This window comes from Pseudomonas sp. PDM19 (assembly GCF_014852215.1).
Classification (GTDB): domain Bacteria; phylum Pseudomonadota; class Gammaproteobacteria; order Pseudomonadales; family Pseudomonadaceae; genus Pseudomonas.
Genome location: NZ_JACVBG010000003.1, coordinates 104,403 through 123,300, shown reverse-complemented (window position 1 = coordinate 123,300; position 18,898 = coordinate 104,403). Strand labels below are relative to the sequence as shown.

The following is an 18,898-nucleotide window of genomic DNA, read 5'->3' as shown; positions in this document are numbered from 1 at the left end:
CCCACTACCTCAGCACTTATCCGGCACCTGTTCATTCACTCCTGCTACAGCCAGACAGGGGCCGGATAAGGACAATGCCGGCATTGGCCCGCGCACTCCGCCAGTGATCGGTATAAATCGGAACGCATACAGCCGGCAGCGTCAGATACCACTTGGTCCGGAGTGGAGTCGAAACGGTATCAAGCGAGAGAATCGGCCTGAAAACAGGGCGCGAGGACAACAGAAGCCCGCTCTGGGCACGCGGGCTGGGTGGGTCAGTACTGCAGGGTAATGTAACCGAAAGTCCTGAGCTCGCCGGGAGTCACCGGCGCCACCTTGGCGTAATACTGGCCGTAGTACACCAGGTCAGCGGCGCCACCGGTTACCGTGCGGCCGGTGTCAGCGTTCAGGTTGATCGGCGCGAAGGCATCATCTAGCACACGGAGCTGCGCATTTGTGCCCGCGACAGTATTAACCAAGGCGCCCGTTGCACTATCGACGTTGGCCATCTTCTCCCAGACAACCTTGACGCTGCTGGGGCAGTTGGTCAGTTTCAGCGTGAAGGGTGTATTCATGGCCCAGTCACCGACTTTGTTCAATGCGTTCTTATTAATGGACGGCAGAGAGACGTTGATCGTTGCAGGTGCCACGCTGGAACCGTTAATGGTACAGCTCTCGTCGAGCACTTGGCCGTTAATCTCGACCTGAGCGTCGTAGGCAAAGGCTGGTGTGCCGACCAAGGTGGACAACATGCCCGCTACCAACAGTTTATTCATCTTCAGTATCCTTTGAAGGAGTGAAACCATGGCCGGGAATGTACTCCCCGGCGCTGACTGCTTGACGTAAGCACCAGCTCAAGGAATATAAAGTTCGGTAGCAGGCAGCCACTATCAGCCCGCATGGCTAATCATGTATGAATTGACGCTGCCTCCTGCCATATTTTCGTCAGATGGAATCTGACAGCAGCTCCGCGATAGTCGGCAGGAAAAATCAAAAACAGGCCGCCCCACAAGACCGCCCCGCGCTCCCTCCAGAAACTGGGGATGAGCGCGTATTGCAACGCCGCTAATAGGGGAGTGATACCCCTTCCAGAAAAAGGAGGCCGTGGGGCCGCCTCCATCAACGCGAGGCTAGTTGCGGCTTGTCCAGTACGAGCGAACAGGTGGCGTTGGTTTTCAGGAAAGCCCCCCCTTCCACCTTGCCCTCGGGCAGCTCGTAATTCAGGCGGCAGCTCTGGCCGGAGCCATTGCCCCACTTGACGAGCAACTCGCCCTTGGGCTCGAGGCCGCGCATGAAGATCTTACCGCCCTGGCCGACCATAGAGAGGTTGTTGCCCTTGGCGTCGAACACCTCGGCCCCCACTGGAATCGCAGCACCATCCTCGCGGTCGATCATCATAAGCACTGGCACGCCACTGGTGGTGGGGTACTTGAGCATGACCACCGAGCCATAGCGCGGAGCAACGCTTTGCTGGGTAACCTGCAGTTCGACGTTATCGGAGGTGCCTTTGGGGTCAATCTCCAGGTCGTTCTGACGATACGGGGTGAGGCCGCCAACCACGGCGTAGCCGTTGCTGGCGACCTTTGCGCCAACGTTGGCGTTGACCGAGGCTCCCTCAGCACCTTTGGCCTCGAGCACGGCGATCGTTTCGCCCTGGTTCTGGGTGAAATTGATGCCACCCGGATGCGCCACGACCGAGCCGCGTACGCCGCCGCCGACCTGCTTGTAATGATCGCCGCCGCTAACGTTGGCGTTGTAGGTGGCGTACGGCGAATTGTAGGTACCGTTGGCGCCGCCGCTGTAGGTGCGATCACCATCGTTCTTGTCACCCGAGCCGTACACCGAATAATTGTACTGGCGCTCGTCCCCGACCACACCGCTGAGGGTGGTCTGCAGGTTATCGTTCTTGCCATCACTGAAGGTGAAGTTGTTGCTCACGGTCATCGGGCTAGCCGACTCGGTGCCGATCGGCACGTTGATCGAGAGCATGTATGTATTTTCGTAGTTGCCGATCTGATTGTTGGTGCGTGATGCGCTTACGCCCACGGTACCCCAGCTCCAGCCCGTGGTGTAGCCAGTCTGGTAGCTGGTATCGCTGCCGCTGCGGTTCCAGTAGTCCTGCTTGGAGCCATTGACATAGAAGGAGCTGCGCTCACCAACCGGCTGGGACACGGAAAGCTGGTAGCGGTTTCGCTGTCGGTCGAAATCGTACTGCTCGCCCAACCGTCCCCAGACCTGGGCGTAGTCCTGCAGGCTGAGGTAGTCGGCGCTGTTGAAGCGGTAAGCCGCGATGGTCATGTTGGTACTGGTGGCTTCGAGCAGCTTGCTGTAAGTCAACCGGTAGCTCTGGCCGTCCATGTTGCGCTTAATACCATAGCGGTCGGTGGGCAGGTCCTGGGCGTGTGAAAGCGTCACATCCACCGCGAGCGCGCCCATCGCGGTACTGAAGGCCAAGCCGCCCTCGCCGGCCAGATAGGTATCGGCAAGGATACCGCCGGTATAGGCGGTCATCAGATTGTTAACACCGTACTGGTAGGTGCCCTGGGCGAAGTCAGGCTCGCGCTCGAGCGTGTCGTCACGGTACCTACCGACCGTCAGGCTGTAGCGCGATACGCCGGGGCGCACCAACTGGCTGATGGAAGCGTAGGGAACCATGAAGGACTTCACGCGGCCATCGGCTTCGGTGATTTCAACGGTCAAGTCACCGGCATAGCCGGTGTTGTACAGGTCGTTGATTTCGAACGGACCGGGTGCCACGCTGGTTTCGTAGATGACATTGTCGCCCTGCTTCACTCGAACACGCGCGTTGGTATCGGCGACACCTCGAATATCGGGAGCGAAGCCGCGCTGGGCATCAGGCAACATACGATCATCGCTGGCCATCTGCACACCGGTGTAAGGCACGGAGTCGAACAGGTCACTGGGCGAATAATACTGGCCTATGGTGAGCTGGGACTTCAGCGGCGTGACGTCACGCTGGGCATAGCTGCTCAGGGATTTGTATTCGCTTTGCGTCGGCGCTCCGTCGGTCATGTTGCGGTTGTAGCTGGCGTTGTAGCGCATGCGCCAGTCGGCGAAGTTGACGCCCGCGTTGACGCCGGCGTAGCCCTGGGTTGATTTGCTGCCGTAGCTGTCGGTTTGATAAAGATTGGTGTTGTAGTTGACGAAGCCGGCGGTCACGCCGCCATCCCACTGGGATGGGTCGACGTAACCGCGCAAGGCGCGGCCGACATAGAGCTGCGGAATCGATACACGCGCGGTCAGTTCTGCCAAGTCGACGTCAATCTTGCCGTCAGGCACCGCTTTGGAGAATTCGACGCAATCGCCAACGATACGCTTCTGGTTTTCCGGAGGCAGCTTGTCCACTGACACCCCCATTTCGCGGAACTGCGAGGCGCGGATGCAGTAAGCCGACACGGTTGTCTTGTCGGCGCCGCTGGCCACCGCACGGATAGGCATACGGCCGATCCAGCCATCATTGACGTAGACATCCAGGCTGTACTCGCCCGGTGACACAGGGGTACCGTTCTCGAAGCGGGTGACGTCGACACTGGGCGTCTTGCCATCGTTGTCGAAGAAATTCGGGTTAAAGGCCGCAAAGCTTGAAGAAGCATTCACTTCGTTCTGCTCAGCCGCCTGAATGACTGGACTGCCAGTTGCCAGCAAAGCTGACAACACCAGGCAGAAGCAGGAAGCGACCGGCAGTGCGACGGCAAGAGCCACAGCGCGTGTTAAGGGCGATATCTTATGCTGCGGGAGGAGTCCGCCGTGCGTGATGTCCATGATCGTTGCTCTGTGTATTCACTTTTTCGCAGGCAAAATCGCCCCAGACCTTGATCGGCCGGTTCCAAGTAGCAAAACAAAAGGGGAGGCGCGGCTGCTCAAGCCTCGCGCCGGGAAGATGCCTAGAGAGAGGCTTCTTCCTTGTTCAGCGCGCCGTAGTCACTGACCCACTGGTAGTCGACCCTGGCCCCCGCGGCCGGCGGAGCGGTGAGTGCCGGCAACGCGATGTCCTTGCTGCCATTGGGTGCAACCATGGGCATGTCGTCGGCCTTAGCAGTGAAAACCTGGCCATTCGCGGTCAGCTGCACAGTAACCAGCGACACGTGGTAGGCAGCATCGTTCTTGACGCGCAACACGTAACCAGCACCGGAGGGCGCGACTGACCAATGCAGCCCCTTGGCCGCGTCGGCCGGGGTGCCAGGCAGCCCTTCAGGGCGGTAGAAGATTTTCAGGCGTGAACGCACGGCGACCTGAAGGAAGTTGGCGTCCTTGTCCTTGGGCATGGGCGGAACGTCGAGAACGTTCAACCAGAAAACGGTTTCCTGCTTCTTCGAAGCAGCGTCGTCGCCGGTGTAGATCAAGCGCAAGGCCTGGCCTTTCTTTGCTTCGACACGGGCAATGGGTGGCGTGATGAGGAATGGGCCATCGGCCTTGTCGGCGGTGAGTTTTTCATTGCCTTTGTCGACCCAGGCCTGGACCAGGGAGGGCTGGTCGGAGATGTTGTTCATCTTGACCGTCACCTCCCGCTCCTTGGCGGGGTAGACGACGCGGGAGCCCTGGATGACGATGCCGGCGTCCGCCAGACCGGACCACAACATGGCCAGGCCGATACAGCCAGCGAACCACAGGGATTTGGAAGTCAGACTTGCCATTGCTCGGTCACCTCTAAAGACCGGTGGGAGGAAACCCTCCCCCGGATATTTCAAGCTTCACTACAACCACTACGAGGCGGCTGCCCCTGTTAGTAGGTCAGGGTCCAGTAGCCAACGGTTTGCAGCTTGCCGGCGGTAGCCGAGCCAGCTTGGGAGTAGTACTGCGCCATGTAGTTGAGGGTCGCGCTGCCGTCGGCGGCCGGGGTGAAGGAGTAACCAGCGTCGGATTGGATGTTGATGTAGCTGTTGGCCGGGTCGATCAGGCGAACAGTGGCGTTGGTGCCGGCGATGGTGTTGACCAAGGTACCGGCAGCGTCAACCTGGCCAGTAACTTCCCACTTGGCCTTGGTAGCCTGGACCGGGCAGTTGGTCAGCTTGAACTGGAACGGCGTGTTGCCAGCCCAGCTCTCGGCTCCAGCCAGTGCGCTCTTGTTAACCTTCGGCAGGGTCACGTTCACGACGGTAGAACCGTCAGTATTGCCGTTGACGGCGCAGGTCTGATCCAGCACTTCACCGTTGAAGTTGACCTGAGCGTCATAGGCAAAGGCGCCCACCGAGGTGGATGAGAGGATTGCAGCGACGAGTAGCTTTTTCATTTGTTTCACTCAGCAGGATTAGGGGGTCGGGGTGCCGCTTCACGAAGTTGAGCCACATACAAGGCATCTCTGCCTTCCCCGCGGCGACGACCGCTGCCTGTTCAGTTGCGGCCAGCGACGGTAAGAATTGTGCGGCTCTCCCGGTTCGCCCTGCTGTCAGCGAATCCCACCTTTTCCGTCAGAAACTTCTCAACGAAATTCACCCCACCTCACACCCATTCCGTCCTAAAGACGTAAGAATCCAAGCTATCCGTCTTCCTAGGAAGAACAGTCGACTAAATGAAAGAGCGGCACCCTGCAGTCTGCCCGCCACTGGCGAATCATCTCGACACGCACGAAAAAGGCGCCTAGAGGGCGCCTTTAAAGGGTGAGATTGGAGTTCGGACATCAGGCTCACCAGCCTGGAGACTCCCTTACGGATAGACGAGCATCAGATGAGTGTTGCCCTACTGGTATTCTCTTCTTCGACCTGTAGTAGGGCCAAATCGGCGTCGACGGCAGGACAATGCCAGCAATCCGGTCAACGGGTGGCAACCTGCGGCTTTTCCAACATTGGCCGGCAGGTGGCATCGGTCTTTAGGAAGGCCATGCCAACCGCTTTCCCACCAGGCAATTGGTAGCTGAGCTGGCAGCGCTGGCCGGAGCTCTCGCCCCACTTGACCACCAAGTTACCACGAGGCTCCAGGCCCCGCAGGAACACCTTGCCGCCCTGACCGACCATCGACAGGCTATTGCCTTTGCTGTCGAGTACGTCGGCGCCCAGCGGGACGGCCTCGCCATCGTCCCTGAGGATGGACATGAGCACGGCAACGCCGCTGACGGTGGGGTATTTGAGCATCACTACCGAGCCATAGCGCGGCGCCACGCTTTGCTGGGTGACCTGCAGCTCGACGTCACTGGAGGTACCCTTGGGATCGATCTCCAAGTCGTTCTGGCGATACGGCGTCAGGCCGCCAACCACGGCATAGCCGTTACCGGCCACTTTGGCGCCAACGTTGGCGTTGACCGCCGCGCCTTCCGCCCCCTTGGCCTCGAGGATGGCAATGGTTTCGCCCTGGTTCTGGCTGAAGTTGACGCCGCCGGGGTGAGCCACGACTGAACCACGAACCCCCAGGCCGGCCTGCTTGTAGTGGTCACCACCGCTGGCGTTGACGTTGTAGGTGGCATAGGGAGAGTTGTAGGTAGCGTTTGCACCACCGTTGTAGGTACGGTCGCCGTCAACCTTGTTACCTGAACCGAACACGGCGTAGCTGACTTCACGTTCCTCACCGGCCGTGCCGCTGAGGGTAGTCTGTACGCTGTTGTTCTTGTTGTCGGTGACGTTGACGTTGGTAGTCAACGCCATCGGCCTGCCACTCTCCATTCCGATCGGCACGTTGACGTTAACCATGTAGGTGTTCTCGTACTCACCGTACTGGTTGTTGGTGCGCGAGGCGCTTACTCCCAGGGAGCCCCAGTTGAAGCCGGTGCTGTAGCCGGCCTGATAGCTGGTATCGCTACCGCTGCGGTTCCAGTAATCCTGTTTGGAACCATTGATATAGATGGAGCTCTGCTCACCTACAGGCTGGTTCAGGGTGAGCTGGTAGCGGTTGCGCTGGCGATCGAATTCATACTTCTCATCGAGACGCCCCCAGACCTGAGCGTAGTCCTGCAGGCTGAGGAAGTTTTCGCTATTGAAGCGGTACGCGGCGATGGTCATGTTGGTGCTGGTGGCTTCGAGCAGCTTGCTGTACGTCAGCCGGTAGCTCTGGCCATTCATGTCACGCTTGATGCCATAGCGTTCAGTTGGAAGATCGGACGCATGAGACAGCGTGACGTCGCCAGCCAGCGCACCCAGTTCCGTACTGATAGCCAGGCCACCCTGGCCGGACTGATAGGTGTTGGCCACGATTCCCCCCCCGTAGGCCGTCAACAGGTTGCTGACGCCATATTGGTAGGTGCCCTGGGCAAAGTTCGGCTCACGGTCGAGGGTGTCGTCGCGGTATTGGCCGGCAGTCACGCTGAAGCGCGTTACGCCTGGGCGCACCAGTTGGCTGATGGAGGCATAGGGCACGAGGAAGGACTTCACGCGACCATCGGCCTCGGTGACTTCCACTGTCAGATCACCTGCGTAACCGGTGTTATACAGGTCGTTGATCTCGAAGGGACCCGGCGCCACGCTGGTCTCGTAGATGACGTTGTTGCCCTGCTTGACCTGTACCCGTGCGTTACTCTCCGCCACGCCACGGATACTGGGAGCGAAGCCGCGCTGAGAGTCCGGCAGCATGCGATCGTCGCTGGCGATTTGCACGCCGGAGTAGGGCACAGAATCGAACAGGTCGCTGGGCGAGTAATACTGACCGACCGTGAGCTGGGATTTCAGCCGAGTGATATCGCGCTGAGCATAGGTGCTCAGAGATTTGTAGTTGCTTTGCGTCGACATGCCGTCAGCCTTGGTGCGGTTGTAGCTGCCGTTGTAGCGGACACGCCAATCCGCGAGGTTGACGCCCGCATTGACCCCTGCGAAGCCCTGAGTAGAGTCGGTGCCGTGGCTCTCAGTCTTGTAGACGTTGGTGTTGTAGTTGAGGAAGCCAGCGGTCACCCCACCATCCCACTGGGCCGGGTCCACATAGCCGCGCAAGGCTCGGCCGACATAGAGCTGCGGAACGGAACGCGCGCGGTCAGCTCGGACAGGTCGACATCGATCTTTCCTTCGGGCACGGCACTGGCGAAATCGACACAGTCTCCCACGATCTGCTTCTGGTTTTCCGGCGGCAGCTTGTCGACGTCGATACCCAACTCACGGAACTGCGCGGACTTCAAGCAGTAGCGCGCCGAGGCGTTCTTGTCGCTACCGTTGGACACAGCCCGAATGGGCATACGGCCAATCCAGCCCTCGTTGACATAGACATCCAGCCGGTATTCTCCAGGCGAAACGGGCGTTCCATTCTCGAAGCGAGATACGTCAACACCGGGCCCCGTGCCATCGTTATCAAAGAAGTTGGGGTTGAAGGCCGCATAGCTCGGCGCGCCGCCGGCTTGTTCGGGAAGATCCGGCATCTGCGGCGTCAGGGCTGGAAGCTCCTGCGCCTGAAGCGTACCGCCGCCCGGGATGACCAGGGCAGCCAGAAGCAGCCCGCAGACAAGGGATAGGGACAGGGAGGGTGGCAGCGCAGACGCTACGGCCATGGCCAATGGCGAACGCTGATGATGGGAGGAGAGCCTGCCTTGTGTTGTGTCCATGATCCTCTGTACTCATCCATTTACCGCGGACGAATTCATCCCTGCCCCAAGGGGGCATGCTGGGATAAAAAGGGGCGAGGCGGCTGGCCCGGTCGCGGATTCGGAGCCACCTTGTTTCTAGAGAGCAGCTTCCTGCTTGTTCAGTGAGCCGTAGTCGCTGACCCACTGGTAATCGACCTTGGCACCCACTACTGATTGACCTGTGAGGGTTCGCAGCGGGATGTCCACACTGCTGTTGGGGGTGATCAAAGGCAGGTCCTCCGCCTTGGCGGTGTGAGTCTGGCCGTTCGCGACCAGTTGCACAGTAACCAGCGACACGTGGTAAGCAGCATCGTTCTTGACACGCAACACGTAACCAGCACCTGAGGGCGCGACAGACCAATGCAGCCCCTTGGCGGCGTCAGCAGGGGTACCGGGCAGCCCTTCAGGTCGGTAGAAGATTTTCAGGCGTGAACGCACGGCGACCTGAAGGAAGTTGGCGTCCTTGTCCTTGGGCATGGGCGGAACGTCAAGAACGTTCAGCCAAAAAACGGTTTCCTGCTTCTTCGAAGCAGCGTCGTCGCCGGTGTAGATCAGGCGCAGGGCTTGGCCTTTCTTTGCTTCGACACGGGCAATGGGTGGCGTGATGAGGAATGGGCCATCGGCCTTGTCGGCGGTTAGCTTTTCATTGCCCTTGTCGACCCACGCCTGGACCAGGGAGGGCTGGTCAGAGACGTTGCTCATCTTCACCGTCACTTCCCGATCTTTCGCCGGGTAGACAACGCGGGAGCCCTGGATGACGATGCCGGCGTCAGCGAGACAGGACCAGAGCAAAGCCGCTGCAAGGCCGCCAGCGAGCCAAATGGAGTTGTAAATCGGACTTGCCATTACTCGAACACCTTTGAATGCCGAAGAGAAAGGGAAGGGGGACACCCCTTCCCCTTCGGATGTTGCAGCTAGCTATAGTCACCGCACGGTGGCTGACCTGATCAGTAGGTCAGTGTCCAGTAGCCAACTGTCTGCAGCAGGCCTGCGGTCGCCGAGCCAGCCTTGGAGTAGTACTGAGCCATGTAGTTGAGGGTGGCACTGCCATCGGCGGCCGGAGTGAAGGAGTAACCAGCGTCGGTCTGGATATTGATGTAGTTGTTGGCCGGGTCGATCAGGCGAACTGTGGCATTCGTACCAGCGACGGTATTTTTCAGGGTGCCTGCAGCATCGACCTCGCCTCTGATTTCCCACTTGGCCTTGGTGGCCTGGACAGGGCAGTTGGTCAGCTTGAATTGGAATGGGGTGTTGCCAGCCCAACTCTCGGCTCCAGCAAGGGCACTCTTGTTGACCTTCGGCAGGGTCACGTTCACAACAGCGGAACCGTCGCTCTTGCTGTTTATTTCACAGGTCTGGTCCAGCACTTCGCCGTTGAAGTTGACTTGTGCGTCGTAGGCAAATGCGCCCACCGATGCGGAAGAAAGGATTGCAGCTACGAGCAGCTTTTTCATTGGGTTCACTCTGCAGAATTTAGGGTGGTCGGGGGGCCGCCTAACGATCGATGTTGAGCCGCATACCAGGCATCGCTGCCTGTCCCCGTCGCGGCCTCCGCTGCCAGGTCTTTTCAATGGCTAGCGTCGATGTGAATTTTGCGTCGCGCGATACTCGCTTCGCAGTCAGCCAACCCGCCCCTGATCATGGGAATCTTCTCAACACAGGCGCAGCCCTATCCCCTGGCCGCCCTCCACCATTCCGTCTTCCTACCCAATAGAACATTCACCTCCGCGCGTTTCTCATTGGATCAATAGGAAAAGTCCGTAGGACTTAAGCACCTTCGTCGCAAATGCCGACGCATCAAGGGAGAATCACCTGTGGACCAGGGCTCGCATCAGGATGCCGCGGGCCGGCAACTCGGCGGAGAATCATCACGCCAAAAAGAAAGGCCGCTTCCTTGCGGAAGCGGCCTTCTGGAGGACGCATAACGGCCGGCGATGCCGGCGCAGGTCAGCCGATCTTGGTACCGTGGGCCTGCTGGTCGGCGTGATACGAGGAGCGTACCAGCGGGCCGGAGGCGACGTTCTTGAAGCCCATCTTCTCGCCTTCCTCGGCGAACCAGGCGAAGGTGTCCGGGTGGACGAAGCGCTGCACCGGCAGGTGGTTGCGCGAGGGCTGCAGGTACTGGCCGAGGGTCAGCATGTCGATGTCGTGCTCGCGCATGCGGTGCATGACTTCGATGACTTCCTCGTCGGTCTCGCCCAGACCGAGCATCAGGCCGGACTTGGTCGGTACGTGCGGGACCATCTGCTTGAACTTCTGCAGCAGGTCGAGCGACCACTCGAAGTCGGAGCCCGGACGGGACGACTTGTACAGGCGCGGCACGGTTTCCAGGTTGTGGTTGAACACGTCCGGCGGCTCGTTGGCGGTGATTTCCAGGGCGATGTCCATACGGCCACGGTAATCCGGGACCAGGGTCTCCAGTTGTACGCCGGGGGACAGCTTGCGGATTTCGCGCAGGCAGTCGGCGAAGTGCTGGGCGCCACCGTCACGCAGATCGTCGCGGTCCACCGAGGTGATCACCACGTACTTCAGGCGCAGGTCGGCAATGGCGATGGCGAGGTTGGTCGGCTCATCGACATCCAGCGGCTTCGGGCGGCCGTGGCCGACGTCGCAGAACGGGCAGCGACGGGTACAGATGTCGCCCATGATCATGAAGGTCGCGGTGCCGCCGGAGAAGCACTCGCCCAGGTTCGGGCAGGAGGCTTCCTCGCAGACGCTGTGCAGCTTGTGCTTGCGCAGCAGTTGCTTGATGCGGTCGACCTCGGGGGAGACGGGGATGCGCACGCGAATCCAGTCAGGCTTCTTCGGCAGTTCGTCGGTGGGGATGATCTTCACCGGAATGCGCGCGACCTTCTCTGCGCCACGCAGCTTGACGCCGACTTCCACCTTGCCCGGCTTGGCGGCCGGAGCAGCCTGGCCGGAATTCTCCACAACAGTGCTCATCTAGGTTGGATCCCGCCCGTTAGGGTCTTCTGTGCCGCGTAGCCAAGGCGTTCGACGAGTTCGCCACGCAGGCGCTCGCGCACATCGGCCAATGCGATGGGGCCGGCCAGCTGACTCAGCTGGGTCATGGCCATGCCTGCGTAACCGCAGGGATTGATGCGTCGAAAGGGTTCCAGGTCCATGTCCACGTTGAGGGCCAGGCCATGGAAGGAGCGGCCGTTGCGGATGCGCAGGCCGAGGGATGCGATCTTCGCGCCGTCCACATAGACGCCCGGAGCGTCGGGTTTGGACACAGCGGTGACGCCGTAACTGTCGAGAAGGCCGATGAGGCTCTGCTCGATGCGCGAAACCAGGTCGCGCACGCCAATGCCGGAGCGGCGCACGTCGAGCATCAGGTAGGCAACCAGCTGGCCGGGGCCGTGGTAAGTCACCTGGCCGCCGCGGTCGACCTGGACCACCGGGATGTCGCCAGGGAACAGCACGTGCTCGGCCTTGCCGGCCTGGCCCTGGGTGAACACGCGCTCGTGTTCGAGCAGCCAGACTTCGTCGGGCGTGACGGGTTCGCGCTCGGCGGTGAAGCGCTGCATGGCGTGCCAGGTCGGCTCGTAAGGAAGGATACCCAGCTCACGAAAGCCCAGCGTTTCGCCCATCAGAGCACCATGTGGACGCGGCCGGTGGCGCGCAGGTCTTTATGGATGTTCTGCAATTGGTCGACGCCGGTGGCGGTGATCAGCACCTGCACGGACAGGAAACGGCCGTTGCGGCTGTCACGGGTGACCAGGGTGGTGATGTCGAGGTCCGGAGCGTGACGCTGGATGACTTCGACGACCAGGTCGGGGAAGCCTTCGCCGGCGTCGCCGATGACCTTGATCGGGTAGCGTTCGCAGGGGAACTCGATCTTCGGTGCGGGCTGTTCGCTGGTATCGACGGAATCAGGGGTATCAGTCATGGCTCTCGCGGGCGGGTGGCCCGCCTCCGCATGAGCGTCCGGGATGGGGACGCTCCGGGTGGATCGGACTTCGGCCGCCGGGCCACGGGGACCAGGCAGTCGCAGGCGGGCATTTTACCCGAGTTTGCGACCGCGCGGGCGGGTCAATCCCGGTCTTGTATACAAAAGTACAAGACCGGGACGGGCGGTCAGTTGAACAGGCCGAAGAAGAACAGGCGGATGCTGTCCCAGATGCGGCGGAAGAAGCCGCCTTCTTCCACGGCGTTCAGGGCGACGAGGTCGGCGGTGCGGACGACCTTGTCGTTCAGCTTGACCTCGACCTTGCCGATGACCTGGCCCTGCTGGATCGGCGCCATGAGGTTCGGCTCGACGACCATGTTGGCCTGCAGCTGCTTGAGCTGGCCGCGCGGCACGGTCATGGTCAGGTCTTCGGACAGGCCGGCTTTGACTTCGTGCTCGGAGCCTTTCCAGACCATGGCCTTGGTCAGCTCGGTGCCCTTCTTGTAGAAGGTCTGGGTTTCGAAGAAGCGGAAGCCGTAGGTGAGCAGCTTCTGGGTCTCGGCGGCGCGAGCCTGTTCGCTGTTGGTGCCGAACACCACGGCGATCATGCGCTGGCCATCACGCACGGCGGAAGCCACCAGGCAGTAGCCGGCCTCGTCGGTGTGGCCGGTTTTCAGGCCGTCGACGGTCTTGTCGCGCCACAGCAGCAGGTTGCGGTTGGGCTGCTTGATGTTGTTCCAGAAGAACTCTTTCTGCGCGTAGATGGCGTAGTGGGTCGGCTCGCCGTAGATGATGGCGCGGGCCAGGGTGGCCATGTCCTTGGCGGACGAGTAGTGGTCCGGGTTGGGCAGGCCGGTGGCGTCCATGAAGTGGGAATTGGTCATGCCCAGCTTCTGCGCGGTGGTGTTCATCATGTCGGCGAAGGCGTCTTCGCTGCCGGCGATGTGCTCGGCCAGGGCGACGGAGGCGTCGTTGCCCGACTGGATGATGATGCCGTGCAGCAGGTCGCTCACCGAAACCTGGGAGCCGACCTTGATGAACATGCGCGAGCCGCCGGTGCGCCAGGCGTGTTCGCTGACGATGACCAGGTCGGATTCGGCGATGCGGCCGCCTTCGATTTCCTTGGTGGCGATGTAGGCGGTCATCAGCTTGGTCAGGCTGGCGGGCGGCAGGCGCTCGTCCCCGGCGTTCTCGACCAGGATGTTGCCGCTGGCGCCGTCCATCAGCACCCAGGCCTTGGCCGCGAGCTGCGGGGCGGCGGGAACGACTTCAGCTGCCCAGCTGGCCACGGGGGCGCTGAACAACACGAGCAAGGACAGGCGTTTGGCGAAGTTGAAGATGTTCATCCGTCTCTCTGGGGTTCACTAATGGTCAAACAATCCCCTTGAGGGGAACTCGGGTGCTGCAACCTCTGGCGGGCCGCTGCGGCGCGTGCGGTGGAATCTCAGTCCAGGCGCACGAGCTTGGGTTGGCCAAGGTTGGCCACGCGGATGCTGTCCTGCATCCGACTTGCTTCATCCTGCGTTCCGATCGGTCCCAGGCGCACTCGGTACAAGGTCTGCTGGTTGACCACGACCGAGCTGATAAAGGATTTCGCCCCCGTCAGGCCGCCGACCTTCTCCTTGAGAAGCTCCGCAGCGTCCGGGTTGGCGAAGGCACCCACCTGGAGATACAGGCCATCGGCTGGTAATGAAGCGTTTTTTTTTGAGTCGATCTGGACCGGCGCCACAGGCACGGCGTGCTGCGCTGGCGGCGGGGTATAGGTTTCGATGGGCTGGGCCATGGCGACCGCCTGCGGCTGTGCGGCAGGCTGCGCGGCCATCTTCGGCAGGGCCATGATCATCGGCGGCTGCTTGCCCTGGGAGGCCCACCAGCGGTCGGGGTCGATGCCCTCTACCTTCACGTGGGCGGTGCCGGTCTCGGCGTAGCCGAGCTTCTTGGCAGCGGCGAAGGACAGGTCGATCACCCGGTCGGAATAGAACGGGCCGCGGTCGTTGACGCGGACGATGACGCTCTTGCCGTTGTCCAGGTTGGTCACGCGGACGTAGCTGGGCAGCGGCAGGGTCTTGTGCGCGGCGGTCATGCCGTACAGGTCGTACTGCTCGCCGTTGGCGGTGGCCTGGCCATGGAACTTGGTGCCGTACCAGGAGGCGGTGCCGACCACGCTGTAGGTGTTCGCGTTGTTCAGCGGGTAGTAGGTCTTGCCCAGCACGGTGTAGGGGTTGTTCTTGAACGGTCCGTTGTGCGGCATCGGCACGGCATCGGGGATGCGCGACACGTCGACGTCCCACCAGGGCGCGCCGTCGCGGTGCGGGCGGTTGTAGTCATAGGGACCGGAAATGCCGCTGCTGGCCACCGGCTGCTGCTGGGGCGCGCGGTTGCCGGTACAGCTGGCGAGGAACACGGTGCTCAGGCCAACGCAGGCGGCCAGCGACCAGAGGCCGGGACTTGCGATTCGCTTGCTCAATGGACACCTCGTGCCTTGGCGATCTCGCCGGCCAGCTGATGGACCGCCATGGCGTACATGGCGCTGCGGTTGTAACGGGTAATGACGTAGAAGTTCGGCAGCCCGACCCAGTACTCGGTGCCCTGCGCGCCTTCCAGGCGCATGGCGGTCACCATCAGGTCGTCGCGGATCACGTCATGGGTTCGCCAGCCCTGAGAGCGTAGCTGACCGAGGTTCATCTGCGGTTCCAGGCCCTGGGTGAGCGCGTCTTCGGCGGTCGAGGTGCCGATTTCCGCCTGCGACACCACCGGTTCGCCGGTGTGCCAGCCGTGCTGCTTGAAGTAGTTGGCGACGCTGCCGATGGCATCGGTGGGGTCGCTCCAGATATTGATGTGGCCGTCTCCGTCGAAGTCCACGGCGTAGGCGCGGAAGCTGCTCGGCATGAACTGCGGCAGGCCCATGGCGCCGGCATAGGAGCCGGTGAGGCTGAGCGGGTCGACCTGCTGTTCGCGGGCCAGCAGCAGGAACTGCTTGAGCTCCTTGCGGAAGAAGTCGGCGCGCGGCGGGTAGTCGAAGCCCAGGGTGGACAGCGCGTCCATCACCTTGAAGTTGCCGGTATTGCGGCCGAAGAAGGTCTCCACGCCAATGATGGAGACGATGTACTGGGCCGGCACGCCGTATTCCTGCTCGGCGCGGGCCAGGGCCTCGGCATTCTGGTTCCAGAAGTCCACCCCGCGGTTGATGCGCGCGTCGGTGACGAAGATCGGCCGGTATTCCTTCCAGGTCTTCACCCGCTCGGCGGGGCGGGAGATGGCGTCGAGGATGGACTGCTTGCGTTCCACGTCGTGGAAGAGACCCATGAGCTGCTCGCCGGCGAAGCCGTAGTCACGGGTCATCTCGCTGACGAACTCGGCGACCTGGGGCGAACCATCGTAGTCGCCCGCGCCAGCGGCGCCGGACATGCCGATCGCCCCCGCGATTCCGACCCAATGCACCCCCCTGGCAGCCCAGGCGCGCAGTACTTGCATTCCTTTCTTCACTCTTGTCATCAAACCTGGGCGATCCACTTCCGGTGGGTGTGAATCGACATCAAAACGCCGAACCCTGACATCAGGGTCACCAGCGAAGTTCCGCCGTAACTGATAAAGGGCAGCGGTACCCCCACCACTGGCAACAATCCGCTGACCATACCAATGTTGACGAACACATACACGAAGAAGGTCATGGTGATACTGCCGGCCAGCAGCTTGCCGAACAGCGTCTGCGCCTGCGCCGTGATCACCAGCCCCCGGTAGATCACCAGCAGGTACAGCACCAGCAGAAGGCATACGCCGACCAGGCCGAACTCTTCGCCGAGCACGGCAATGATAAAGTCCGTGTGGCTTTCGGGCAAAAAATCCAGATGGGACTGCGTGCCCAGCAGCCAGCCCTTGCCGAAGACGCCGCCGGAACCGATGGCCGCTTTTGACTGGATGATGTTCCAGCCGGTACCCAGCGGATCGCTTTCCGGGTCGAGGAAGGTCAGTACGCGCTGCTTCTGGTAGTCGTGCATGACGAAGTACCACATGCCCACGGCGACCGGCACCGCGGCCGATACGGCCATGATGATCCAGCGCCAGCGCAGCCCGCCGACGAACAGCACGAAGGAGCCGGACGCCAGCACCAGCATGGCGGTGCCCAGGTCCGGCTGCTTGAGGATCAGCACGAAGGGCACGACGATCAGCGCCAGGCCCACCACGCTGTGCTTGAAGCCCGGCGGCAACGAGCGCTTGGACAGGTACCAGGCGATCGTCATGGGCATCAGCAGCTTCATGAATTCCGCCGGCTGGAAGCGGATCACCCCGGGAATGTTGATCCAGCGGGTCGCCCCCATGGCGTTGTGGCCCATCACGTCCACCACCACCAGCAGCGCCACGCCGATCAGGTAGCCCAGCGGCACCCAGCGGGCGAGGAAGCGCGGTTCGATCTGCGCCAGCACGAACATCGCGCCCAGGCCAAGGCCGAACGACGAGGCCTGCTTGATCAGCAGGTCCCAGCTCTTGCCGCTGGCGGAATAGAGGACGAACAGGCCGACCGAGCCGAGGGTCACCAGCAGCAGGAGCAGCAGGCCGTCGATGTGCAGGCGCTGCAGCAGGCTGGAGCGCCGCTTCATCACGTCTTCGCTGGACAGCGTGCGGTCGAAATTTCCGTTCATGGTCATGGTTTGGGCGCCTCCGCCGTGGTCTGCGGTGCGTATTCGGCCTTGAGCTTGCCGGTCTCGTCGAGCAACCAGGCGTCAGTCACGGCCTTGAGCACGGGGGCGGCAACGCCGGAGCCGGACTCGCCGTTCTCCACCATCACGGCCACGGCTATCTGCGGGTTGTCTGCAGGCGCGAAGCCGACGAACAAGGCGTGGTCGCGGTGGCGCTCGAGCAGCTTGGAGCGGTTGTATTTCTCGCCCTGCTTGATCGCGACGACCTGCGCGGTACCGGACTTGCCGGCAATGCGGTAGACGGACGTGGCGCCAACCTTGTGCGCGGTGCCGCGAGCCCCATGGACTACCTGTTGCATGCCGTAGTCCACCAGGTTCCAGTTGTTCGGGTCCTTGAGCTTGATATCCGGCATCGGGTCCTCGTCGACTGGCGGCTTGCCGTCGATGGTCTTGGCCAGGTGCGGTCGAATCCATTTGCCCTTGTTGGCCAGCAGCGCGGTCATCTGCGCCAACTGCAGCGGCGTGGCCTGCATGTAGCCCTGGCCGATGCCGAGAATCAGGGTTTCACCGGGGAACCAGGCCTGTCGGCGCAGCGCGCGCTTCCATTGGCGCGACGGCATCAGGCCTTCCGCTTCGCCGTACATGTCCAGGGCGACCCGTTGGCCGAAGCCGAATTCGCTCATGTAGTCGTGCAGGCGGTCGATCCCCAGCTTATGCGCGAGGTCGTAGAAGTAGGTGTCGTTGGAGCGCATGATCGCGGTCTCCAGGGTCACCCAGCCGTCGCCCATGCGGTTCCAGTTGCGGTACTTGTGGTCGTAGTTCGGCAGTTGGTAATAGCCGGGGTCGAACACTCGGCTGGAGGGCGTCACGACGCCTGCATCGAGGCCGGCGATGGCCACCGCCGGTTTTACCGTCGAGCCCGGCGGGTACAGGCCGCGCAGCACGCGGTTGTACAACGGGCGGTCCTCGGAATCGCGCAGGGCCGCATAGTCCTTGAAGCTGATGCCGGTGACGAACAGGTTGGGGTCGTAGGCGGGCTGGCTGACCATGGCCAGCACTTCGCCGGTGGACGGCTGGATCGCCACGATGGCGCCGCGCCGGCCGGCCAGTGCGGTTTCCGCGGCAGCCTGCAGCTTGCTGTCGATGCTCAGCACGATGTCACGGCCGGAGACCGGCTCGGTGCGCTTGAGTACGCGCAGGACGCGGCCGCGGGCGTTGGTCTCGACTTCCTCGTAGCCAACCGTGCCGTGCAGCGCGTCCTCGTAGAATTTTTCCACGCCGGTCTTGCCGATGTGGTGGGTGCCCGAATAGGCCACCGGGTCGAGCTTCTTCAGTTCCGCCTCGTTGATCCGCCCGACATAGCCGACCGAGTGGGCGAAGTGCTCGCCCAGCGGGTAATGGCGGACGAACTGCGCAGCCACGTCGACGCCATTGAGGCGGTACTGGTTCACCGCGATGCGGGCGATCTGCTCCTCGGACAGCTCGAACATGATCGGCACCGGCTCGAACGGCCGGCGCCCCTGTTTCATGCGCTTCTCGAAGATGGCCTTGTCTTCCTCGGTGAGGCCGAGGATCTCCACCAGGGTCTTGAGCGTCTCCTGCAGGTTCTCGGTGCGCTCGCGGGTGATGGTCAGGCTGAAGCTGGGGCGGTTGTCGGCGATGATCACCCCGTTGCGGTCGAAGATCAGCCCGCGATTGGGCGGAATCGGCTGCACGTGGACGCGGTTGTTCTCCGACAGCGTCGAGTGATAGTCGTACTGCGTCACCTGCAGGTGATACATGCGCGCCACCAGCACCAGGGCGAGCAGGAAGATCGCCACCCCGCCAACGATGACGCGGGCGCGGACCAGACGGGCGTCCTTCTCGTGGTCCTTGAGCTGTATCGGCTGCGGCATC

16 protein-coding genes are annotated in these 18,898 nt (G+C 62.0%); all 16 read right to left on the bottom strand.

What is annotated here, in order from left to right; genetic code table 11:
* Positions 1 to 254 precede the first annotated feature (254 nt).
* Positions 255 to 755: a fimbrial protein gene (locus IB273_RS16570; RefSeq protein WP_192224570.1), complete on the bottom strand. Its 501-nt coding sequence runs from the start codon at positions 753 to 755 to the stop codon at positions 255 to 257.
* A gap of 343 nt (positions 756 to 1,098) precedes the next feature.
* The gene (locus tag IB273_RS16565; RefSeq protein ID WP_225610209.1) at positions 1,099 to 3,762 is read right to left on the bottom strand and encodes a fimbria/pilus outer membrane usher protein; all 2,664 of its coding nucleotides are present in this window, start codon (positions 3,760 to 3,762) and stop codon (positions 1,099 to 1,101) included.
* 122 nt (positions 3,763 to 3,884) lie between these two features.
* Complete coding sequence (locus tag IB273_RS16560) at positions 3,885 to 4,634, bottom strand: molecular chaperone (protein WP_192224569.1); 750 nt, start codon at positions 4,632 to 4,634, stop codon at positions 3,885 to 3,887.
* Between the two features lie 89 nt (positions 4,635 to 4,723).
* Positions 4,724 to 5,230, bottom strand: coding sequence for a fimbrial protein (locus tag IB273_RS16555; RefSeq protein ID WP_192224568.1), 507 nt, complete (start codon positions 5,228 to 5,230; stop codon positions 4,724 to 4,726).
* A 520-nt stretch (positions 5,231 to 5,750) separates the two neighbouring features.
* Entirely contained in the window at positions 5,751 to 7,838 is a 2,088-nt protein-coding gene (locus IB273_RS16550) for a fimbria/pilus outer membrane usher protein (protein WP_318652495.1), read from the bottom strand.
* Positions 7,808 to 8,452 carry a FimD/PapC N-terminal domain-containing protein gene (locus IB273_RS31630; RefSeq protein ID WP_263866306.1) on the bottom strand — a complete coding sequence of 215 codons (645 nt, stop codon included), beginning with the start codon at positions 8,450 to 8,452 and terminating at the stop codon, positions 7,808 to 7,810. Before IB273_RS31630 ends, IB273_RS16550 begins: the two co-directional genes overlap by 31 nt.
* 117 nt (positions 8,453 to 8,569) lie before the next feature.
* Positions 8,570 to 9,319 carry a molecular chaperone gene (locus tag IB273_RS16545; protein ID WP_192224567.1) on the bottom strand — a complete coding sequence of 250 codons (750 nt, stop codon included), beginning with the start codon at positions 9,317 to 9,319 and terminating at the stop codon, positions 8,570 to 8,572.
* 101 nt (positions 9,320 to 9,420) lie between these two features.
* Positions 9,421 to 9,927, bottom strand: a complete 507-nt coding sequence (locus IB273_RS16540; protein ID WP_192224566.1) for a fimbrial protein — start codon at positions 9,925 to 9,927, stop codon at positions 9,421 to 9,423.
* Between the two features lie 493 nt (positions 9,928 to 10,420).
* Positions 10,421 to 11,416 carry a lipoyl synthase gene (gene lipA / locus IB273_RS16535; RefSeq protein ID WP_024763986.1) on the bottom strand — a complete coding sequence of 332 codons (996 nt, stop codon included), beginning with the start codon at positions 11,414 to 11,416 and terminating at the stop codon, positions 10,421 to 10,423.
* Positions 11,413 to 12,066 (bottom strand): lipoyl(octanoyl) transferase LipB, encoded by a 654-nt coding sequence (gene lipB, locus IB273_RS16530; RefSeq protein WP_045215121.1) that lies wholly within the window; start codon positions 12,064 to 12,066, stop codon positions 11,413 to 11,415. The genes lipA and lipB overlap by 4 nt, the downstream gene beginning before the upstream one ends.
* Positions 12,066 to 12,365 carry a DUF493 domain-containing protein gene (locus IB273_RS16525; protein ID WP_045215124.1) on the bottom strand — a complete coding sequence of 100 codons (300 nt, stop codon included), beginning with the start codon at positions 12,363 to 12,365 and terminating at the stop codon, positions 12,066 to 12,068. Before IB273_RS16525 ends, lipB begins: the two co-directional genes overlap by 1 nt.
* Before the next feature lie 188 nt (positions 12,366 to 12,553).
* The gene (locus IB273_RS16520) at positions 12,554 to 13,711 is read right to left on the bottom strand and encodes a D-alanyl-D-alanine carboxypeptidase family protein (RefSeq protein WP_192224565.1); all 1,158 of its coding nucleotides are present in this window, start codon (positions 13,709 to 13,711) and stop codon (positions 12,554 to 12,556) included.
* A 98-nt stretch (positions 13,712 to 13,809) separates the two neighbouring features.
* A complete protein-coding gene (locus IB273_RS16515; protein WP_139791516.1) occupies positions 13,810 to 14,832 on the bottom strand; it encodes a septal ring lytic transglycosylase RlpA family protein in 1,023 nt (340 codons plus the stop codon).
* Positions 14,829 to 15,851: a lytic murein transglycosylase B gene (gene mltB, locus IB273_RS16510; protein WP_138216917.1), complete on the bottom strand. Its 1,023-nt coding sequence runs from the start codon at positions 15,849 to 15,851 to the stop codon at positions 14,829 to 14,831. Before mltB ends, IB273_RS16515 begins: the two co-directional genes overlap by 4 nt.
* An 8-nt stretch (positions 15,852 to 15,859) precedes the next feature.
* Positions 15,860 to 16,963 carry a rod shape-determining protein RodA gene (gene rodA / locus IB273_RS16505; RefSeq protein WP_138216950.1) on the bottom strand — a complete coding sequence of 368 codons (1,104 nt, stop codon included), beginning with the start codon at positions 16,961 to 16,963 and terminating at the stop codon, positions 15,860 to 15,862.
* A 44-nt stretch (positions 16,964 to 17,007) separates the two neighbouring features.
* Positions 17,008 to 18,897, bottom strand: a complete 1,890-nt coding sequence (mrdA, locus tag IB273_RS16500; protein ID WP_192224564.1) for a penicillin-binding protein 2 — start codon at positions 18,895 to 18,897, stop codon at positions 17,008 to 17,010.
* Position 18,898: the final 1 nt, after the last annotated feature.

Excerpts from the sequence above, each read along its gene's own strand:
- IB273_RS16570 (WP_192224570.1), bottom strand. The coding sequence starts at position 755 with ATGAATAAACTGTTGGTAGCGGGCATGTTGTCCACCTTGGTCGGCACA.
- IB273_RS16565 (WP_225610209.1), bottom strand. The coding sequence starts at position 3,762 with ATGGACATCACGCACGGCGGACTCCTCCCGCAGCATAAGATATCGCCC.
- IB273_RS16560 (WP_192224569.1), bottom strand. The coding sequence starts at position 4,634 with ATGGCAAGTCTGACTTCCAAATCCCTGTGGTTCGCTGGCTGTATCGGC.
- IB273_RS16555 (WP_192224568.1), bottom strand. The coding sequence starts at position 5,230 with ATGAAAAAGCTACTCGTCGCTGCAATCCTCTCATCCACCTCGGTGGGC.
- IB273_RS31630 (WP_263866306.1), bottom strand. The coding sequence starts at position 8,452 with ATGGACACAACACAAGGCAGGCTCTCCTCCCATCATCAGCGTTCGCCA.
- IB273_RS16545 (WP_192224567.1), bottom strand. The coding sequence starts at position 9,319 with ATGGCAAGTCCGATTTACAACTCCATTTGGCTCGCTGGCGGCCTTGCA.
- IB273_RS16540 (WP_192224566.1), bottom strand. The coding sequence starts at position 9,927 with ATGAAAAAGCTGCTCGTAGCTGCAATCCTTTCTTCCGCATCGGTGGGC.
- lipA (WP_024763986.1), bottom strand. The coding sequence starts at position 11,416 with ATGAGCACTGTTGTGGAGAATTCCGGCCAGGCTGCTCCGGCCGCCAAG.
- lipB (WP_045215121.1), bottom strand. The coding sequence starts at position 12,066 with ATGGGCGAAACGCTGGGCTTTCGTGAGCTGGGTATCCTTCCTTACGAG.
- IB273_RS16525 (WP_045215124.1), bottom strand. The coding sequence starts at position 12,365 with ATGACTGATACCCCTGATTCCGTCGATACCAGCGAACAGCCCGCACCG.
- IB273_RS16520 (WP_192224565.1), bottom strand. The coding sequence starts at position 13,711 with ATGAACATCTTCAACTTCGCCAAACGCCTGTCCTTGCTCGTGTTGTTC.
- rodA (WP_138216950.1), bottom strand. The coding sequence starts at position 16,963 with ATGAAGCGGCGCTCCAGCCTGCTGCAGCGCCTGCACATCGACGGCCTG.
- mrdA (WP_192224564.1), bottom strand. The coding sequence starts at position 18,897 with ATGCCGCAGCCGATACAGCTCAAGGACCACGAGAAGGACGCCCGTCTG.